This window comes from Desulforapulum autotrophicum HRM2, assembly GCF_000020365.1.
Lineage (GTDB): Bacteria > Desulfobacterota > Desulfobacteria > Desulfobacterales > Desulfobacteraceae > Desulforapulum > Desulforapulum autotrophicum.
Genome location: NC_012108.1, coordinates 618,410 through 632,978, shown reverse-complemented (window position 1 = coordinate 632,978; position 14,569 = coordinate 618,410). Strand labels below are relative to the sequence as shown.

At 42.3% G+C, this 14,569-nt stretch carries 12 protein-coding genes and 1 CRISPR repeat array (1 of these 13 only partly in view); of the genes, 2 read left to right on the top strand and 10 right to left on the bottom strand.

Features of this window, described 5'->3' with window-relative positions; all coding sequences use genetic code 11:
• A CRISPR array of direct repeats spans positions 1-3,122; the repeat unit is 37 nt; unit sequence GTTTCAATCCTTGTTGTCGTGGATCAGGCATTCCAGG; it reaches 3,244 nt to the left of the window's first position.
• A 236-nt stretch (positions 3,123-3,358) separates the two neighbouring features.
• The 10 genes from cas4 to HRM2_RS02690 form a co-directional block, all read right to left on the bottom strand.
• Positions 3,359-3,967 (bottom strand): CRISPR-associated protein Cas4, encoded by a 609-nt coding sequence (cas4, locus tag HRM2_RS02735; RefSeq protein ID WP_012662916.1) that lies wholly within the window; start codon positions 3,965-3,967, stop codon positions 3,359-3,361.
• A 20-nt stretch (positions 3,968-3,987) separates the two neighbouring features.
• The gene (locus tag HRM2_RS02730; protein ID WP_012662915.1) at positions 3,988-6,249 is read right to left on the bottom strand and encodes a CRISPR-associated helicase/endonuclease Cas3; all 2,262 of its coding nucleotides are present in this window, start codon (positions 6,247-6,249) and stop codon (positions 3,988-3,990) included.
• Positions 6,236-7,111, bottom strand: coding sequence for a CRISPR-associated protein Cas5 (gene cas5 / locus HRM2_RS24875; RefSeq protein WP_083776501.1), 876 nt, complete (start codon positions 7,109-7,111; stop codon positions 6,236-6,238). The genes HRM2_RS02730 and cas5 overlap by 14 nt, the downstream gene beginning before the upstream one ends.
• 14 nt (positions 7,112-7,125) lie before the next feature.
• Positions 7,126-8,058 (bottom strand): type I-B CRISPR-associated protein Cas7/Csh2, encoded by a 933-nt coding sequence (gene cas7b / locus HRM2_RS02720; protein ID WP_012662913.1) that lies wholly within the window; start codon positions 8,056-8,058, stop codon positions 7,126-7,128.
• Entirely contained in the window at positions 8,059-8,508 is a 450-nt protein-coding gene (locus tag HRM2_RS02715) for a hypothetical protein (protein WP_012662912.1), read from the bottom strand.
• A gap of 4 nt (positions 8,509-8,512) precedes the next feature.
• Complete coding sequence (locus HRM2_RS02710) at positions 8,513-10,063, bottom strand: TM1802 family CRISPR-associated protein (RefSeq protein WP_012662911.1); 1,551 nt, start codon at positions 10,061-10,063, stop codon at positions 8,513-8,515.
• A 15-nt stretch (positions 10,064-10,078) separates the two neighbouring features.
• The gene (locus HRM2_RS02705; protein WP_012662910.1) at positions 10,079-10,744 is read right to left on the bottom strand and encodes a CRISPR-associated endonuclease Cas6; all 666 of its coding nucleotides are present in this window, start codon (positions 10,742-10,744) and stop codon (positions 10,079-10,081) included.
• Between the two features lie 15 nt (positions 10,745-10,759).
• A complete protein-coding gene (cas2, locus tag HRM2_RS02700) occupies positions 10,760-11,056 on the bottom strand; it encodes a CRISPR-associated endonuclease Cas2 (RefSeq protein ID WP_012662909.1) in 297 nt (98 codons plus the stop codon).
• Between the two features lie 9 nt (positions 11,057-11,065).
• Complete coding sequence (gene cas1, locus HRM2_RS02695; protein WP_012662908.1) at positions 11,066-12,082, bottom strand: CRISPR-associated endonuclease Cas1; 1,017 nt, start codon at positions 12,080-12,082, stop codon at positions 11,066-11,068.
• A gap of 78 nt (positions 12,083-12,160) precedes the next feature.
• Positions 12,161-13,159: a helix-turn-helix transcriptional regulator gene (locus HRM2_RS02690; RefSeq protein ID WP_012662907.1), complete on the bottom strand. Its 999-nt coding sequence runs from the start codon at positions 13,157-13,159 to the stop codon at positions 12,161-12,163.
• Positions 13,160-13,483: 324 nt separating this feature from the next.
• Here HRM2_RS02690 and HRM2_RS28250 point away from each other — a divergent pair, with 324 nt between their 5' ends.
• Together HRM2_RS28250 and HRM2_RS28245 are read left to right on the top strand one after the other, a co-directional pair.
• Entirely contained in the window at positions 13,484-13,843 is a 360-nt protein-coding gene (locus tag HRM2_RS28250; protein ID WP_012662906.1) for a transporter substrate-binding domain-containing protein, read from the top strand.
• Positions 13,844-14,503 carry a type 2 periplasmic-binding domain-containing protein gene (locus tag HRM2_RS28245; protein WP_012662905.1) on the top strand — a complete coding sequence of 220 codons (660 nt, stop codon included), beginning with the start codon at positions 13,844-13,846 and terminating at the stop codon, positions 14,501-14,503.
• The last annotated feature ends 66 nt before the right edge of the window (positions 14,504-14,569 follow it).

The following is a 14,569-nucleotide window of genomic DNA, read 5'->3' as shown; positions in this document are numbered from 1 at the left end:
CAGGAAACGGGCTGAGGTCGAGCTTGAAAGGGCAAAATGTTTCAATCCTTGTTGTCGTGGATCAGGCATTCCAGGCATCCATTTCAAACGCCTCTTCGAGCTCGCGTTTGAGTTTCAATCCTTGTTGTCGTGGATCAGGCATTCCAGGACAAGCCACTGCATCCCCATTGGCATAAGTTGTGCTGTTTCAATCCTTGTTGTCGTGGATCAGGCATTCCAGGATTTTCGGTCAGCAGGTAATAGGATGCGTGAGAAGTTTCAATCCTTGTTGTCGTGGATCAGGCATTCCAGGTCAAAGTCTTCATACCCACATAATGGGCAATAGATAGTTTCAATCCTTGTTGTCGTGGATCAGGCATTCCAGGGGACACAGGTATCAGTATTAAAGCGTGATGACGGATGTTTCAATCCTTGTTGTCGTGGATCAGGCATTCCAGGTTTAGAGTCCATATGGACGCAGATAAGTTCGATTGTTTCAATCCTTGTTGTCGTGGATCAGGCATTCCAGGAGCCAGGGCCGCACGCAACCCGGAAGATATCCCAGGGTTTCAATCCTTGTTGTCGTGGATCAGGCATTCCAGGAAACCGGGCACCCTTTGCAGTCTTCCCAAGACCTAGTTTCAATCCTTGTTGTCGTGGATCAGGCATTCCAGGAAACAGACAACAATCCTGAGATATCAGCTTGTCCTGGTTTCAATCCTTGTTGTCGTGGATCAGGCATTCCAGGTCCGTAACCCCCTCCCACCCGGTAATGGTGTAATCGAGTTTCAATCCTTGTTGTCGTGGATCAGGCATTCCAGGCAAGGGGTTTTACAAGGGTTTTGGTAATGGGATCAAGTTTCAATCCTTGTTGTCGTGGATCAGGCATTCCAGGCCGCAAGCAAGATGGAGGAAGATATAGACTGTGCCTGTTTCAATCCTTGTTGTCGTGGATCAGGCATTCCAGGTACTTCTATAGATCCATGCGATTCATTGACAATCATGTTTCAATCCTTGTTGTCGTGGATCAGGCATTCCAGGATTGCTGCGGATAGGTCGTCCCCGTACTGGGCAATCGGTTTCAATCCTTGTTGTCGTGGATCAGGCATTCCAGGTTGTTTTATTTTCTCCTTTTTCGTTTTGCGGACGGCGTTTCAATCCTTGTTGTCGTGGATCAGGCATTCCAGGCAATTTTGGAGTCTGGTAGAACAAAATTAAACCAAGTTTCAATCCTTGTTGTCGTGGATCAGGCATTCCAGGCATCTCTTTAAGCAGGTTGACTCCGGTTTCACGGTGTTTCAATCCTTGTTGTCGTGGATCAGGCATTCCAGGCGTCCCGCGCCATCCTCAACATAGGATGATGAAAAAGTTTCAATCCTTGTTGTCGTGGATCAGGCATTCCAGGACTTCTTTTGCATCTTCTGGAGCATCTGGAAGTTCGTTTCAATCCTTGTTGTCGTGGATCAGGCATTCCAGGGGACGCACAGCAGGCCGTCACCACATATAATATTTGTTTCAATCCTTGTTGTCGTGGATCAGGCATTCCAGGCCCCAATCTCGCTAAAGGATACCGAGCACGTTATGGTTTCAATCCTTGTTGTCGTGGATCAGGCATTCCAGGCACCCCGCAACGACAACGCAATCGCAACCCTTATGGTTTCAATCCTTGTTGTCGTGGATCAGGCATTCCAGGTGGAGAGATCCCCCGGAAGAATGCTAAGTCTACGACGTTTCAATCCTTGTTGTCGTGGATCAGGCATTCCAGGTTTGGCCGTGCAATTGGGTGGTGTGCTCTCTTTTGTGTTTCAATCCTTGTTGTCGTGGATCAGGCATTCCAGGCCAGCCGCCCTGGTTTCAATCAGGCTGCCGTCTTTGTTTCAATCCTTGTTGTCGTGGATCAGGCATTCCAGGAAAAGCGCCATCTGCATTACCGCCTGATTCCCTAGTTTCAATCCTTGTTGTCGTGGATCAGGCATTCCAGGACAAATGTCGGTTTTATTGAGTTTCAGCAATTCAAGTTTCAATCCTTGTTGTCGTGGATCAGGCATTCCAGGTTCCATAGATTTCCATGGAGTTGGCCCCGCTGGAAAGTTTCAATCCTTGTTGTCGTGGATCAGGCATTCCAGGTAAAATATCTGCTCCGGCATCCAATGCGGTCTGGGGTTTCAATCCTTGTTGTCGTGGATCAGGCATTCCAGGAAACCTTCACTCGTTTGCTCAGTCTGCTGATTCAAGTTTCAATCCTTGTTGTCGTGGATCAGGCATTCCAGGCCACACCGATGAACAGAGACCACTGCCCACTCGGGTTTCAATCCTTGTTGTCGTGGATCAGGCATTCCAGGCGCCTGGTCAAACCCGATTGACGACACCCAAAGTTGTTTCAATCCTTGTTGTCGTGGATCAGGCATTCCAGGGGGTACTTTTCACGATGATGACGGTGATGGTTTACTGTTTCAATCCTTGTTGTCGTGGATCAGGCATTCCAGGTTTGATGGGGTCCGCTATGCTTTCAATTACAACGTGTTTCAATCCTTGTTGTCGTGGATCAGGCATTCCAGGTTCTTTTCTCCGAACCACCGGTGAGCCTCGTCCACACGTTTCAATCCTTGTTGTCGTGGATCAGGCATTCCAGGATTTGATGGGGTCCGCTATGCTTTCAATTACAACGTGTTTCAATCCTTGTTGTCGTGGATCAGGCATTCCAGGAAGTATATCTGATTGTTCTTATTATGGCGGTCTTTAGTTTCAATCCTTGTTGTCGTGGATCAGGCATTCCAGGAATAAAAATGGCTGTTGCAGGGATAGGAGCAAAATGTTTCAATCCTTGTTGTCGTGGATCAGGCATTCCAGGTTCATTTTGCGGACGTTTTGCGGACGCTTTCACCTTAGTTTCAATCCTTGTTGTCGTGGATCAGGCATTCCAGGTGTTTTTTCGTCCTCAGTTTCAGTCGATCAGCCTCACGTTTCAATCCTTGTTGTCGTGGATCAGGCATTCCAGGTTGACGTTGCGGAACAACTCGGCTTTGAACTCCTTGGTTTCAATCCTTGTTGTCGTGGATCAGGCATTCCAGGCATCAGAAAACCCGACATCTATTCCCTGTGAGGAGTTTCAATCCTTGTTGTCGTGGATCAGGCATTCCAGGTTCATCCTGTTATATCTATCTTTAATAACAAATGTTTATACAAATTTTCAAAGAGCAATTTTTTATCTATTAGAATATAATGCATACAGGTATTCCACATTTATCACCCACCAATAGGACCTAAACGAATTGATTTTATATCTTATTTTATTAAAAACAAACAATAAAGAAATATTTTCAGACTACGAAAACGCATAATATTCACTGTTCTATCCTATAATGGACATACTACAATTTCACACACATATTTTATTAAAGGTACAATCTGAACATCGCTTTTGGGAAGCTGTTTTTTTAGGAAAAAATCCTGATTTGATAATATGCAAAACGTTTTCAATCATACTTTTTATTTCAGCTCTGTCTTTATCGGTAAAATCAAATTCAATCAACTTGTTTTTTGACCTTGTATAAACGATAAACGCTTTCCGGGATTTACGTTTATAATTATCTTCAATCAGCAAGGTATAACAAATAGCCTGAATCTTATGCGTTCTATAATTAATTTCTTTATATTGTGAATACTTATAATCAAGAGAGGCCATTGTCCCGTCGGAAAAGGTTAAAACTTCATCAACGATCCCTCGAAGATGATACCGATCCGAAGCTAGATAAACTTCTGACTGTTTTTCAATAATACCAAGTTTTTTCCTAAGATACTCTTTGTTTGCAGCGGCTTTCTCACGGTGAATATTTCGTCCCTTGACCACCTTAAAACGGTTGCCTTCTCTCTGTGGAATGTCTAAAGAGAACATAAAATAAATAAAACGAGGACAAAAGGTATATTCAATAAGTATGGAAGGCGTTATCAAAAGTTCTCTTAAGTTCTGGGGTAAACAATCTTTCATTTTTCTAAAATTCTTTATTTTTAAAAATGGATATCAAGGCTCTTTTCTCCCAACCAACCCTTATTAATAGAATACCTTTTTTTATCTCCAATAAATTCATGTGGGCAGACTTGTATTTCAACGTTTTTATAAAAATCTTTCAAATCAACGACTTCATCTCTGGAAACGTTGATGACATATTGGGATATTTCTTTAAAAACACCTTTTAATCTGCTTCTGTAGTTCATTTTTTCTTCAAGGGAGATACCTGGATGTTTTAGCGCTTCATAAAGGCTCTCTATTTTATAATAAAACTGACTGTACAAACCAACTTCAACTTCAATAAAGACTGAACTAAGGTTTGGAATCTCTTTCATATAATTGTCTATAAAAAGATTGTGTACCGTTTGAAATTTCAACTCCTTCATGGGGGATAACAAAATAGGATCTGGAGGGGTTCTTTCTATTGCCATTTGAAAATATTTTTTAAGAATCGGCAGGATTTCATTTTCTTCCATTTGAGACTGAAACAATTCAGAAACTTCTTTTTTTAATAAATCATTCCCATGGTATGGGCTGAAACCGATCTTATTTGTGACCTGAAGCACTGCGCCAGTTTTTGTCCCTTCTCTGTTAACACGGCCAGCGGTTTGGATCATACTGTAAAGAGGTGCAAACTCTCTGATACCAAAATCAAAATCAAGATCAACACCAGCCTCCACGACCTGGGTCGAAACAAGTAGCGTTTTCTGGTTGTTTTTCAATCTATTTCTGATATTTCTTATAATCTCAGATCTATGTTTTGGAATGAAATTGGTATTGAGAAAAAACAGCTCTGAAGAGTCGATAGAATGTTCCAATTCATTATACGTTTCTAAGGATAATTTCTTAGTATTTAAAACACATAACAGAGAATTGACGTTTTCATAATTTATCGTTATCGCCGACCAAAGGGACTCTGGCGTATTGATATCAGTGTCAATCTTTAATGAATATCTATTGTTGAAATCCATTGAAAAATATCGGTTATCAAGAAGCTCTGCTATCTTTTCAGATGGTATAAAATTCTTGATTGCCGGAATCGTTGCGGACATAATAACAAAATCGATATTAAAATGTTCTGAAAGATAGAGAATTGTCTTGATCAGATCCTGGATTAAAATTCGTGGGACAGCTTGAATTTCATCCAGGATGACAACTGAATCCCGAAGTGTCCAGAATTTTATGAGATCCCTGTTTTTGTTGGAATAAAATGCATTGAACAGCTGATTGAATGTCGTCACGATAACCTTGTCTGAAGACCATGACATGGCTATGAAATCATTTTGCTGACGGCCCAAAGAGTTCGTCTCTTTTTTTTCATCTCCTTCCGAGCTGCCATAACTCTTGGAGCGTGTCAGGTGATGAAACTTAAGCAAATCATCATCATTGATGACCAGACCATATTCTTCATATGTTTGATCAATGATGGAGGTCATGGGCAAAGCATTTATAATTCTCTTTTTGTTTTTATCCCGACAGATTTCAAGGGCAAGGTGCAGAGCAGAAAAGGTTTTCCCAATACCGGTGGGAGCTTCTATAATGTATATCTTTTTATCCCTGTTCTCTCTGTAGTTATCCAAAATTTCATTACGTGCCTGATTTCTTATGGATGCCATCTTATTTTTTTTCGACTCGATCAGTTTGATGAGGCGTGAAAGATACTCTTCCCAGCAGGTCTCATTTTTTTCAGAAAAAGACTCTTTAAAAATGGCTTCGTATTTATCTGAAAAGATTAACCTGGAAAAAACATCTTTCACAAGAAAATAGTTTTGGATCAAGTTTAACTTATTCTCCCTGACAATATCATCCAGATCAAAACCATCACAGAGATTTCTCATATCAATATCCGACAAAATTGATGCCCTATCACAAATCACCCTTATTTTCTCTTCAAGGCCGGGATCCTTTTCCAGCAGGTCCTCACTGAATGCCAGTTTATAGTAGAGAAAGTCATGGACATCTTCAAGGTCTCCATGGTGCTTCAGAATGGAAAAAAAGACAGCAAAGGTTTGCGGCGTCAGCTGACAGTTTACAAACCAAAGATATATTAATGCACTCTCCAGAGCATGGGTCGTACCTTTTTTATGATCAGGATCATTCAGATAGTTCTGAAATTCATCCGAAAGCTTTCCCAAATCATGAAACATTGCAGCCTTCCGATGGGTATCATCATCAAAAGAGGCTGCAATATTCGACAAGTGCCGCTGCAGGGGGTAGTCCGGGTGGGAGCTATAGTGTTCATCAATATTAAACGAACTCACAATAATAGCTCCTCACCTTGGTCACGATTGCATGGACTTGTGTCTTGCCTGACAAGGTGATCTGTTTGTCACAAAGGATGAAATTCTTATAATCCCGATACTCTCTTTGGCCAACGGCCTTTGTTGCCATGTAAACATTTGTATATTTTTTCCCCTCTTCAAAGACGATTTTCGAAGGGTTTAGAGTAAAAGAATCCAGACGCTCTGACTCCTCCAGGGACCATTCACAATCGACATAGGTGTAATTTGCAGAAAATTCACTGTTTCCCATGTAAAGACTGAATTCTGAAAAATGATTTTCAAGGGAGTGCAGAATCTCTTTCTCATATTTAAAATCATGGATAAAAACCAGATACTCCGGCGCAACTAACAACTCCCTGAATATCGGTTTAGGGGACGTGAAGCTCTCATTAAAAACCTTACTGCAACTTGCTGAGGCTTTTTCCAAGGTCATTGATTCCGATTCAATCTTCCCACCTATACTTCCCAGGAGCTTTTCCTCTTTTTTGGTAAGATCAGATTCCTCTTCCAGTTGCTCTTTTTCAAAGAGAAGGTCTTTTTGCTTTTTACCGCTTTCAAGATATTTTTTTATGGCATTGAACTTTTTTTCAGATCCTTTTGTGTAATTAGCCACATAGTTCTGGACAAAGCTCTTTTTCCTCACCGGCTTTTCAAGCACAAGGGAGTATCTGAAATTAAAAAATTCCGGGTCGTTCAAATAATCATTATAGTCAATGCCCAGAATTGCGGCAAGCATCCCTCCCACAGTTGTCTTAGGAGGGATAGGGAATGTCATATTCTGGGTAATTGTCAAGGGATCCCTGAACACTCCAAATTGACTCCATAATTTAAAACAGAACATAGGCACCTTATTTGTTAATTTTCGTTACCAAGGGATGCAAATTCCACCTCATCAATTATTTTAACGCTGTTTATCTTCTCAAGCTCGGTCCTATATCTTTGCAAAGAGTCATCGCAGACCACATGGACAGTATCGATAAAACGATCAGCCTTGTTAATTGCAGAAATCAGGTTTGTAAAATCAATATCTATTTCATCAAGCCCCCGGATCATCTCGCTCTCTTCGTTTCTTACTTTTACAAGCTCGTTGATGAGTCCAATGAAATAGCTGCTGTTCTCCTTGTAAACAATCCTGATAAGAAGCCTTGATTTCTGGCCCTGCTTGCTCCTCGTATTGATCAATTTTGTTCCAAACCAGAGGGAGTCGAGCATCTCTCTTACATCTTCTTCGCTGGTGTTTGCCCTCACTGCCTGCAACCTGTTGATAGTTCCATACATCGCAAAAAGTCCATATGGGATATAGTTGTCTGCACGAAAAGTTTTTGTATATTTAGCCTCCCCATCTTTGCCTTTTGTTGCAAAGCCTCCCGTCCCTGGCTTGAGAACCGTTTCTGTTTTATTTAAAGATTTTGTCCAGGAAAACTGCACAGGTCCGACCAGCTGGATATTGCTTTTGGGAGCTACCCCGCCAAAGAGCCGGTTATCGATGCATGTTAAAAAAACGGGTAAGTCCTCTTTCAGATCACTCTGGTCCTTTATCTGCTTAAACCTATCTTCAGCGTTTTGGCCTCTTTGAACGATCTCTTCGTTGTTTATATAAATCAACTTTTTTTTTCTATACTGAAGATCATCCCGTATAGTTCTCTTGACCCGGACATCGCTGACAATAGCCTTTTCATCAACATCATCGAACCTAGGGGCATTGTCACTGGCCATATCACCATTGGGATTGCACATGGTTGCATCCCAGATAAAAAGAATCTCACTGTGTCTGGCTAAATTTTCCATTTATTGCTCCTTTTCGGTTATATTTTTGTTTTGCACTTCGTTTGCCTGTTCTTCCTTTGAAAATTTTCCATAATCGTCAAATCCTGCAACAAAGGCATAGGATATTTTTGAGCTTGACAGGCCGCCAGCCTTGGATTCAGGAGTTTCATGAGCAAGCCTGCGGACTTCAGAATCGTTCCTCAGATTAAGTTTAAGTTTCTGCTCGAAACGAAAAGCCATTTCAAAGATCCTGTCAAGATTTCTATAATTTATGATCTGACCGGAGAGCCAGTTTTTAAAGGTCGTATTTTTCCTACTGACCGATGAATAAAAAGAGCTATTTATTACGGCCTTGGCATAGGCTCCAATGAAATAGGCCTTTTGAATTGCAGGTTTTCCATAAAAACCGATGTTGTCTGTCTTGTTTCTACAGAGAAACAACTCATTAAAGGATCGTTTTATATCCGACATGGCATCACTCCTTGATTTTATTGATTACATTTAAGAAATCGATCATCTTTTTTTCATGGAAGGTATAGGTTTCAGGATAGTTGATCCAATCCTTTACCCCGTTATTGATCCTTTTTTTATGGCCATAATCATACTCCCTGTGGAATTCAAATCGCTGCAAAAGATCTTCCATTGCTATTTTTTCATCGGTCAAAAGGAGACGTGCAAGATGCAGGCGCTCCTGTAATATCCTATTTTTATTTTTCAAATAGGATTTATTTACCACAAAATAGAGTTCATCCCTGTTGAAATAATTCTTAAGGTGGGTTTTTTCACGATCTTTCATGTCAGAAAAGGTGTTATCTTCAATCCTGTATTGTTTATCCTTCATGGTATCAACAAGATGGGCAAGCCTGCTTGGAATCACATCCTCAATGGAGCCCTTAACTTCAAAAGAGAGGTTGGTTCTGTTTATCGCAGTAAAAACAAAATCAAGGGTGACGAAATTTTTCAAATCCCCGAGATGATTTGCCTGTTCGTTGAACTCAGTTATAATCCCTGTATCAACAGCCCCTATTTTCCCCATTACCGCCTTATACTCTTTATCCAGCCTGTCAAAGGCAACACCCAGTTCTGTATTTTTCTTTTGCTTAGCTCTCTTTTTCTTAAGCTTCTCCAGGTCTGCTTTCAGTTTTTTTTCTTCATTTCTGAGATCCTTCAACTGACCGGACTTGCTACCAGTTGCCTGGTTGGCCCGGACCAGTCGTTTCAGAACAGTTCCATAAATTTTCCTGTCATTAAAAAGAAGATTCGGGATAATGACGTACTCCAAACCCTTATAAAAGAAGACCAGTTTGTCGAGGATGTAAATCCAGGCGAACTTAATATTTCTTGCGCTCTCAAGGGAGAGGGGGAGATTTTCCCGAACTCGAAAATTGAGGGAGTCGTGGTACTGATCATAGGAAAAAATCCTGATTTCAGGTCTGTACCCTACAAGGGATTCCTCGTTTATAAAGGCATCATAGCCTGGTCCCGCCTCCTTGAGCTTGGTTACTGGTTCGTTATACCAGTTGTTCCAAATTTCCGGCATCATTTCAAAAAAAGTTCTACGATTAATGGAAATCCAGAACCAGTACTCTCCCCCCTTGATCTCCCCCAGAGATTTAAGGGCTTTGTGGTCTGGATTATCATTAAAAAAATCGAAAACCGCTTGTGACAGAATTCGGTTCTCTTCATTGGCAAAACAGAGAACACTGCTTTTTATGGTGTTTACAAGCAGGGAGAGTTTATCCCTGATCGTATTCTTCTCCGTTAGTTGCAGCTGCAGGTTTGGATAGAGATAGTAGATTCCGTTTCCCGCGCCTCCTATTTTTTTGGTAAAGAACATCTTTGTTTTCGAGATGGCCTCCGGCCTTATCTCTAGGGAAACGATTTGATTTCCTTTAATGGTGAAATCAAGGTTCACATAGGAGGGCACAACCCCATTGCTGAGACTGCCGTCTGTTTGAATGACCTCTTTAATATCTTCCTCACAAAGCACACTTCCGATTTTCCATAATTTATGGGCCAGACTCATATTTGACACCTCATCCTATAGTAATTTTTTAATGGTTCCAAATCCCCTTGAAACGGACTTACCAAGCCCTGCATAATCGGGAACCATAAAGTTGGTTTTAAAAATCCCCTTAAAACCTACCATGGAAGTCCCCTTCAGGGTTACTTTGGTCTGTTTGAGCTGAAGGGCGGTTCTGATCCTTTGATCAGGTTCAAGGCGGACATCAAGATATTTGGCCATGGAGAGGATGTTTCCGGTGAGTATCCGCTTCAGAAGTTCATTCTTCTCCTTCTTCTCCTTCAGGGAGGCATAGGTTCTGTGGTTCATCTGGTTAAGTCCTATCCAGGGAGAGAGGAACTCGTACATATACGTATCAGTTGAAAACCCGAATTCACAGCTTTGAACTGCAAGATCCTTTTCTGCCACCGGGATCGTCCTGCCGTCGATGACAATCTCATCCGTTGCCATAAAAATATCTGCAAAAACCTGAACGGCCCTGTCAGTCAAAGCAATTATGGCAGGAATGTTGTCAATGAGCTTGAACTGAATCAAGGGGTACCTGTATATGGGCCTGCCAGAGCCTGCATCGTGGTTGTGGATGAGATCATGCTCCCTGAACATATTGCCGATATATCCCCTGAACTTATGGATCTCGGAAGTGTTAAGCCTGATGTTATTGAAATAGAGAATCGAACGTTTCATCGTTAACATTCCTTGCTAAAAAAACTGTGACAAAATCTCATCATTGACCATCTTCCTATCAAACCCCTGCCCCAGAACCCGAACCTTCTGAAAATCTTCCTGGCAAAAGGGAAAAAGGTAGACACTGTCCGTTTCAGGATTGATCACCCCATCGCAGATCTCACCAAGCTCATCGAACCGGTTGCTGTCGAGTCTGCCAAGGAAAACGCTCTTCTGAACCCTGATGAGTCCTGTTTTTTTAAACTCTTTTGCCAGAAAGTTACGGGTTTTATCTTCTGTGATATCGTAGATTATCCACGCAAGAGTGCTCATAGTTTCTCCCTAAAACTCCGTAATGGAAAGCCAGTCAGGCTTTTTCATCTTGTCATCATCGATCATATAATTGGCAAGTCTGTGGGCCTCATGGTGCAAAATATGTCGGCGTTTCACGTTTTTCCTGCGGTACCTGACCTTTTCCTCCAGATGTTTGTCCATGGCTTCTACCACTACAGGTTTTCCATTTTTATTAAGGGAGACTGAATGTTCGTACATGTCAAAATAGTCGTCCTTCATCTTCCTACCGGTAAAAAGATAAACAGCCGTGGTTTCGGCAAAAATCCTGAAGGGTTCTATCAGGTCAAACACCAGGGATTTTTTATTGTAATTGTCCGTGTGAAGAAACCCGATGAAAGGGTCCAGTCCAGCAATGATACATGCCTTTTCCACCTTTCCATAGAGCATGCCATAGCAGTAGTTTAAAACGGCATTGAACGGATCCTTTGCCGGTCGCCTGGATCGACCCTTAAACCTGTATTTTTCCGGCATTGCCCTGGCAAGCACCTTGAAATAAGCCCTTGCCGAGGTCCCTTCAAGCCCCATGATGGTATTTCGAAGATCAATGACATTTTCGCCGTCTGTTACCTCAAGGGTCTGAAGAATTTTCTCAATGGCCAGAATGGTGTCTATAAAGCGATGCTCCTTACCCGGCCTTGCATTTTTCAGGGTTTTTAAAAACTTTACCTGATTCCCTATCTTGTTTTTGATCAAATCCTTAACAATCATAAGACCGCTGTCATTTTGATCCATTTCAAGCTGCTTCCTTCGGATAAGAGCCGTGCTCCCCATCTTTGCAAACCAGATGCGGCCAGTGGGATCCCCAAAGGCATCCAGAAAGACCATATCTATATTGTTTTCAAGGGCAAGGTTGATAGCTTGGGTGGTAATCATTGCCTGATTTGTTATGACAAAGGACTCGACCTTCCTGGGGGAAAGATCGAGGCTTCTATCCTGATTCTTGAGCCTGAAAATCTCATTCTTCTGGGTAAGATAGGTTCCTGGAGAATGTATGTATACCTGCATAGTTAATTTCCCAGCCTTGTTAACGATATCCCTATTCTAAACACCCAAGTATGACAAAATATGTCCACTCAGCATTTTTTATTTTAGATAGCCTTCCATTACTTTTTTCAATTCAAGAACGACTTCATCTTTTAATGTTTCTGGCTCTATAACCCTGGAATGAATACCAAACGACATGACCCAGCGTTTTACGTCCTCCTGTCCAAATGTGGTCATCTCAAAGAGGATACCGCCATCGTTCAGGTCCGTTATTACCTGATTCTCACACCAGGTTCTTTCCATGATATACCGTGCCTGACTTGGAGAGAACCAAAGTTTAACATGGATCTCAGGACCACGAATCAAACCAAACGGCCTGTTAATAAAAGAAACAGGGTCAAAATCCCGGGGATATTCAAATTTTTGTCCCATTGGTTCAACATTCTGGAAACGCTCCACGGCAAGAGTTCTGTAGTCAGTTTGCCTCCTTTTTCTCACCAAGGCGTACAATCCCCCCCTGCTCTTAAAAAAATGAAGCGGATCTATCTCCATTATCCGAATTTCATCATCCCGAAACACATGGTAGGCGACACGGCAACTCTCATTATTAGCCATGGCATTAAACAAAGTTTCGATGATGTCCTCCTTGCCGATGTAACTCTTTTGATATGTTTCCTTTGTGATGAAAACCTTTCTGAGAGCACTGATATGCGTCTCTGCCTTCTGTGGGATATAGGTGGAAACCTTCTGGAATGCGGATTTGACATACCTTTCTATCTCAGTGCCGTCAAAGAGCCCAGCTTGACTTTTCAAAAAATAAAGAGCCACAAGTTCAGCGTAGGAAAATTTCAGATCTGGAATTGAAAAATTATTGATATGATGGAGCCCATCAGGAATGACCCGCCATATTTTTTCCTTTCCGCTGGAGGCATTTTCATCATAAACGGGAAAACCGTATGCCTCGAGTCTTTCAATGATGCGATAGGCGGATCTTGGGGAAATATTCAAGCAAAGCGAAATCTCTTTTTTGGTTGTTCCCTGGGGGCGTGACATGAGGTCAAGAGTCCTCAGGATCTGAAATATGGTTTTACCAATCATGTGCGAAACAACTCCCAATATCGGGCAGACCATCTTTTTTTCGTCTCATCCCAGAAGCTTACAATCGTGGGCCAGCCCTGTTATCCCTTACTAATCAGCGATAAATAGCGCAACCCCTATTTTTTGAAATAAACAGTGTCCGTCCGGATTTTTAAACAGCGTTCCCAAAGTCAAACCCCTTGACACAGGGGTTGTTTACTGCAATAACATTTGAATAAAAGCTGTAAAACTTAATCAAAAGATATTGGATTCAAAAGGGTCGGTTTCAATCAGTTAACCGATGTTTATTTACAATAAAAAAGGTCGATTAAGGAGGAGTGTTTAATGAAATCAGTTAAATTTGTTGGTGTTCTACTGATGGCAGCCCTGTTCTTAACTGCAGGAATGGCAACAGCCGATACCCTGGAAGATGTCAAGGCAAAGGGATTTATCCAGGCAGGTGTTAACGGGGATCTGTTCGGGTTTGGAAAGCCGGACGAAAAAGGGGTTTGGCGAGGCCTTGATGTTGATACTGCAAGGGCCGTTGCTGCAGCCGTTTTTGGAGATGCCAACAAGGTAAAATTCACCCCGCTGACCGCAAAAACCCGGTTCACAGCCCTTCAGTCCGGTGAGATTGACGTTCTTACCCGGAACTGTACCCAGACACTGACCCGGGACACCGACCTCGGCCTTGATTTTGCCTAGGTGAACTACTACGACGGCCAGGGATTTCTCATTTCCAAGAAACTCGGTGTCAAGGATGCCAAGGAACTTGACGGGGCCACAGTATGCGTTCTTCCCGGAACCACCACAGAACAAAATGTTGCTGATTATTTTCGCGCCAACGGCATGAAGATGAACCCTGTTGTTATTGAAAACACGGCAGAACTTGCCAAGGCTTTTTTTGCAGGCCGCTGCGATTGCCTTACCTCGGATGCTTCACAGCTTGCCGGCACAAGGGCCGTTGCGCCCAACCCCGATGATTACATCATCCTTCCCACCATCATTTCCAAAGAGCCACTGGCTCCTGCTGTCCGCCACGGTGACAACAAGTGGAAGGACGTTGTCAACTACTCCGTTCTTGCCATGATCAATGCTGAAGAACTCGGCATCACCTCCAAGAACGTTGATGAAAAACTCAAGAGCACGGATCCTAAGGTTCAACGGTTCCTGGGTGTCTCTCCAGGCAATGGAAAGGCCCTTGGACTTGATGAGAAATTTGCCTACAATATCGTCAAACAGGTGGGTAACTATGGTGAAATGTTTGAAAGAAACGTTGGCATGGACACCCCATTGAAAATTGAGCGCGGTCTGAACGCTCTCTGGACAAACGGTGGTCTCATGTACTCGGCTCCTTTTAAATAATCCACGCACCAGGAATAAAAAAACCGTATGATCGCAGTGCCCGGGACCAGCAACTTGCAGGTCCCG

Coding starts and splice junctions, on each gene's coding strand:
- cas4 (WP_012662916.1), bottom strand. CDS start 3,967: ATGAAAGATTGTTTACCCCAGAACTTAAGAGAACTTTTGATAACGCCT.
- cas5 (WP_083776501.1), bottom strand. CDS start 7,111: ATGTTCTGTTTTAAATTATGGAGTCAATTTGGAGTGTTCAGGGATCCC.
- cas7b (WP_012662913.1), bottom strand. CDS start 8,058: ATGGAAAATTTAGCCAGACACAGTGAGATTCTTTTTATCTGGGATGCA.
- HRM2_RS02715 (WP_012662912.1), bottom strand. CDS start 8,508: ATGTCGGATATAAAACGATCCTTTAATGAGTTGTTTCTCTGTAGAAAC.
- HRM2_RS02710 (WP_012662911.1), bottom strand. CDS start 10,063: ATGAGTCTGGCCCATAAATTATGGAAAATCGGAAGTGTGCTTTGTGAG.
- HRM2_RS02705 (WP_012662910.1), bottom strand. CDS start 10,744: ATGAAACGTTCGATTCTCTATTTCAATAACATCAGGCTTAACACTTCC.
- cas2 (WP_012662909.1), bottom strand. CDS start 11,056: ATGAGCACTCTTGCGTGGATAATCTACGATATCACAGAAGATAAAACC.
- cas1 (WP_012662908.1), bottom strand. CDS start 12,082: ATGCAGGTATACATACATTCTCCAGGAACCTATCTTACCCAGAAGAAT.
- HRM2_RS02690 (WP_012662907.1), bottom strand. CDS start 13,159: ATGATTGGTAAAACCATATTTCAGATCCTGAGGACTCTTGACCTCATG.
- HRM2_RS28250 (WP_012662906.1), top strand. CDS start 13,484: ATGAAATCAGTTAAATTTGTTGGTGTTCTACTGATGGCAGCCCTGTTC.